Origin of the sequence: Heyndrickxia sporothermodurans (assembly GCF_003055045.1) — a bacterium.
GTDB lineage: Bacteria > Bacillota > Bacilli > Bacillales > Bacillaceae_C > Heyndrickxia > Heyndrickxia sporothermodurans.
This window is the reverse complement of sequence record NZ_NAZB01000082.1, coordinates 1-4,381: the sequence shown is the minus strand read 5'-3', so window position 1 is coordinate 4,381 and position 4,381 is coordinate 1. Positions and strand designations below refer to the sequence as shown.

Genomic DNA, 4,381 nt, shown 5'->3' with positions numbered 1-4,381 from the left:
GGGACCTAATAAAGTTAAAGCGGGCCCATGGCAAGGCCGCCTCTACGTTTATGGGTTCGGTACAGCCCGAAGCAGTCCGATAGCAAGGCAACTTTGGGTGCTATGGGACCTAATGAAGTTGAAGCGGACCCATAGCATGCCCGCCTCTACGTTTATGGGTTCGGTACAGCCCGAAGCAGTCCGATAACAGGGCAACTTTGGGTGCTATGGGACCTAATGAGGTTGAAGCGGCCGATAACTAAGCCGCCTCCGAGTTTATGGGATCGGATTAGCCGGAAGCGATCCGATAAAAGTGTAGATCAAGCAGCTATGATACCTAAAGCGGGACAACTTTATTATTATTCTTATATAACCTTACTCTCGTTAACTACTACTTCTTCTTTTTCTTTCATACGTCTAAAGATGGTTGCCAAAATGGGACCTGAAATATTATGCCATACACTAAAGATTGCACTTGGTACTGCTGCTAAAGGTGAAAAATGAGCAGATGCAAGGGCAACTCCTAATCCAGAATTTTGCATACCAACTTCGATTGCGATTGCTTTCTTCTTTGATAAATTCATTTTGAATAATTTTCCTAATAGGTAACCTAACAAATAACCGAGTGTGTTGTGCAAAATAACAACAGCAAAAATTAACAATCCTGTTTCTGCAATTTTCGCTTGGCTTCCGGCAACTACTGCAGATACAATTGCTACGATTGCAACTACTGAAATCAACGGTAAAACTTTTACACTTGCTTGTGCAGGTTTTTTAAATAATTTTTGAACGATGATTCCCAGTATAATCGGAATAAGGACAACTTGTACAATCGAAATGAATAACGAACTTGGCGCTATATCAACCCATTCACTAGCAAATAATAAAATAAGTGCTGGTGTAACAAAAGGTGCCAGAAGAGTTGTAATAGACGTAATAGTTACAGAAAGTGCTACATCTCCCTTGGACAAAAATGTCATAACGTTCGATGAAGTTCCTCCCGGGCAAGACCCAACTAATATAACTCCTATTGCAACCTCCGGCGGTAAATTAAGTCCTTTTGCCAAAAGATAAGCAAGACCAGGCATAATAACAAACTGACCGACTACTCCAATAGCCACATCTTTTGGTCTCGTTAATACCTCTTTAAAATCGTCTACGGTAATGGTTAGACCCATACCAAACATGACAATGCCTAATAAAATTGTAATATATTCGCCAATCCAAGAAAATGTATTTGGCGACAAGAAAGCAAATGCCGCAAAAATTAGCACCCAAATGGCAAATGTACTACTAACAAACTGACTAAAACGTTCTAAAGTTCTCATTTTTTGATCCTTCCCTAAATTAATTTAATGTTCTAAATTATATACCTATAACTAAAAATAAACAATAGTTAGATAATTTGGAGTTTTAGAGCTTTAGACGTTCTATTAAGAATATCTAAGTTTTTATCAATAAAAAAAGAGAACCCTATATAGTTGGTTCTCTCCTGTTGCATTAAAGATAATCAATATAAGCGGATAATTTCCGGTTAACCAGCAAAATGGAGCCCGGTTCGTGGGATTTAAGCGGAGGTTTTCCGATTAAGCAAAGCAAAATCACTCATTTTCACGTTTTTCGCGTTAATAGGCGGAATTTTTCCGTTTATTTAAGGTATTTTAGGTGCAATTTCTCAATTAAGGGAAATTTCTCCGCTTATCAAAATCGATTTTGCGTCTAATGAATTACTCGTACAACTTCTCCTTTAATTAAAGAAAGATTACGATGGGTCTTCAAAATTTATATCAATCGTTGTCCCGTGACCAATCTCACTGCTAATCGTAAGCTCTCCCTTATGTTCCTGAATGATATCTTTAGCTATGGCCATCCCTAGTCCAGAACCTTTATGTGCATCTCCGGTGTTCGTTCCTCGATAGTAACGGTCAAAAATTTTATCGAGTTCTTTTCTCTCTATACCTTTACCATTATCTTTAATTGTTAGATGTGTACGTTCTTTTTTCTCTATCATCACATCTATTTGTACATTTTCATCATTATGAACAATTGCATTATAAATTAAATTATTGATTGCTCTTCGAAATAGAATTTCATCAATTGCTACAGGAATTTGCTCTTGATTTGCATGAAATACAATATTACGATTAGAATATTTAGGATCGTTTAATATATCAATCACAATATTTCTTAAAAAAGCAACAATATTAACTGTTTTTTTGTTTAACGATAGTGCTTTATTTTTCAACCTTGTGGTTAAATTTAAATCTTCTATAACCTCTTTTATATATAATGACTTTTGTTCAATAATTCCAGCGTACTCCCTTATTTCTTCTATAGAAAAATGATAATCTTGATCTTTAATCAATTCAGCATATCCTTGTATGGATGCTAGTGGTGTTTTTATATCATGAGAGATATTTCCAATCCAATCTTCTCTCATGATCTCCAATTTCTTTCTTTCCTTTTCATTGGCTGTTAGCTGATCGGATAAAAAGTTGACATTATGAAAGACATCTTTATAAACTCCTTTAGGCTCATAATTGACAGCGTAATCTTTATTTGCCAATCTTTTGATTCCATTTATGAGTGTTTGTAGAGGCTGTGTAAGACGTTTACTATAAAAGTAACCAATTAGCAAGGCGATGAAAATGTCTATAATAAAAACAATTCCGACAACCTTAACAACTTGATAGATGTTTCGATTATCATACGAAATAAAATAGCGATTTAAACTAGGGTTCTCTATCCCGATAAAATAACTGTAATTAATGGATTTTTCCTTTTTCCCACCAACAAAAACCGTTGTGTCTGCATTAACTTCCTTGTATTTATACGTTTGAACTATTTCTGAAGGCGTATAATTTTTTTTAATGCCCTTAGGCGTTCTATAGTTATAAATGACCTTACCATGTTCGTCCAAAACTTGGATCCATGCATTTTCTTCAATCAACGCTTTTTTTCCTGATTTGCTAATAGTCACATGATTATTTACTATATTAATTTTATCTTGAAATTGTCTTGTAAAAAGTTCGGGAGATGTTTCGTTTCCTTGAAATAATGGTATATTAAAAACAGACTGGGCTATTAATAAAGCAAATATAATAAAAATGTTTACGAAAACAACTAGAATAACGACTAAGACGATGGAAAATATATATCTTCCAGTCAACTTCCACTTCACACTTATTCATCCTCTACAGTGAATTTATAGCCCAAGCCTTTTATCGTAATTAAAAAATTAGGGCGAGAGGGATCTGCTTCAATTTTTTCTCGCAGCCGCCGTATATGAACCATTACCGTATTGTCAGAGCCAAAATTGTCCTCACCCCATACTGTATCATAAAGCCGTTCCTTGCTAATCACCTTATTAATATTTTGGAGGAAGTACTTCATTAATCCAAGTTCCTTTGGCTTTAATTCAATGATTTCCCCATTCTTTAAAATTTGCGCTTTTTGCTCGTTTAATTCAAAGGGGCCAGCTTTTATAATGGAATCTGTTATTATATCCACCTGCATATAATCTGCCCTTCGCAGCTGTGCTTTTACCCGATAAGCAACCTCTTTAGGACTAAATGGCTTTGTAATATAATCATCTCCCCCTATGGCAAAGCCCAAAATTTTATCAATTTCTTCTGTTTTCGCTGATAAAAATAAAATTGGCACATTCGAGATATTTCTTATTTGTTTACATACATCATACCCTTCGCCATCTGGTAACATAATGTCTAATAAAACAAGATCCGGTTGTGTTCGTCGGAATTCAGCAATGCCTTCTTTCGCAGTGGTAGACGTCACTACATAGTTAATTCCCTCTTTTACTAGAACCGTTTTAATAAGTCTTAAAATATCTTCTTCATCATCGATAATTAAAACAGTTTTGTTACTTAGCGACATTCATAAATACCTCCATAACTTTTTCTTTATTATAAAGGAAATAATCCGAGACCCATAATACTAAAAAGCAAAAAAGAACCCTTTTTTCAAAGGATTCTTTTCTCATTATTCCAACATTTTAGCTACTTTTTCAGGTAATTCCTCAGCAGTCACTTCCTGATATGATGTAACACCTTTTCCATCTTTCACAAACAGAAGTAAATACGCATTTTCGCGAAGCTGCTTGTCAGCAGAAAATGTGAATGTTTTTTGGTTGCCATCTTTATCAAAAGCCGGTAATTTATATTCATATCTTTTATAAATCGTTCCATCACTCATTTTGTCTTCCATTTTAGTTCCTTTTCCTTTTATTTGTGTGTAATATTCATCAGCACCAAATCGATTAAGATTTACATTTTGCATAAAAATTGCACCAGCAACTAAAATCACTAATACTATTCCAATCACTATCATTGACTTTTTCATTCATATACCCCTCACTCTATTTTCGTTTTGTCAAAACTTTTAT

The 4,381-nt window shown here is 34.6% G+C and carries 4 protein-coding genes; all 4 read right to left on the bottom strand.

Features of this window, described 5'->3' with window-relative positions; genetic code table 11:
* Positions 1 to 344 precede the first annotated feature (344 nt).
* Complete coding sequence (locus B5V89_RS19160) at positions 345 to 1,307, bottom strand: bile acid:sodium symporter family protein (RefSeq protein ID WP_108073580.1); 963 nt, start codon at positions 1,305 to 1,307, stop codon at positions 345 to 347.
* Positions 1,308 to 1,741: 434 nt separating this feature from the next.
* Entirely contained in the window at positions 1,742 to 3,160 is a 1,419-nt protein-coding gene (locus tag B5V89_RS19155) for a sensor histidine kinase (RefSeq protein WP_108073578.1), read from the bottom strand.
* 2 nt (positions 3,161 to 3,162) lie between these two features.
* The gene (locus B5V89_RS19150) at positions 3,163 to 3,873 is read right to left on the bottom strand and encodes a response regulator transcription factor (RefSeq protein WP_108073576.1); all 711 of its coding nucleotides are present in this window, start codon (positions 3,871 to 3,873) and stop codon (positions 3,163 to 3,165) included.
* A 105-nt stretch (positions 3,874 to 3,978) separates the two neighbouring features.
* Positions 3,979 to 4,338, bottom strand: coding sequence for a YxeA family protein (locus B5V89_RS19145; protein ID WP_108073574.1), 360 nt, complete (start codon positions 4,336 to 4,338; stop codon positions 3,979 to 3,981).
* Positions 4,339 to 4,381: the final 43 nt, after the last annotated feature.

Coding starts and splice junctions, on each gene's coding strand:
- B5V89_RS19160 (WP_108073580.1), bottom strand. CDS start 1,307: ATGAGAACTTTAGAACGTTTTAGTCAGTTTGTTAGTAGTACATTTGCC.
- B5V89_RS19150 (WP_108073576.1), bottom strand. CDS start 3,873: ATGTCGCTAAGTAACAAAACTGTTTTAATTATCGATGATGAAGAAGAT.
- B5V89_RS19145 (WP_108073574.1), bottom strand. CDS start 4,338: ATGAAAAAGTCAATGATAGTGATTGGAATAGTATTAGTGATTTTAGTT.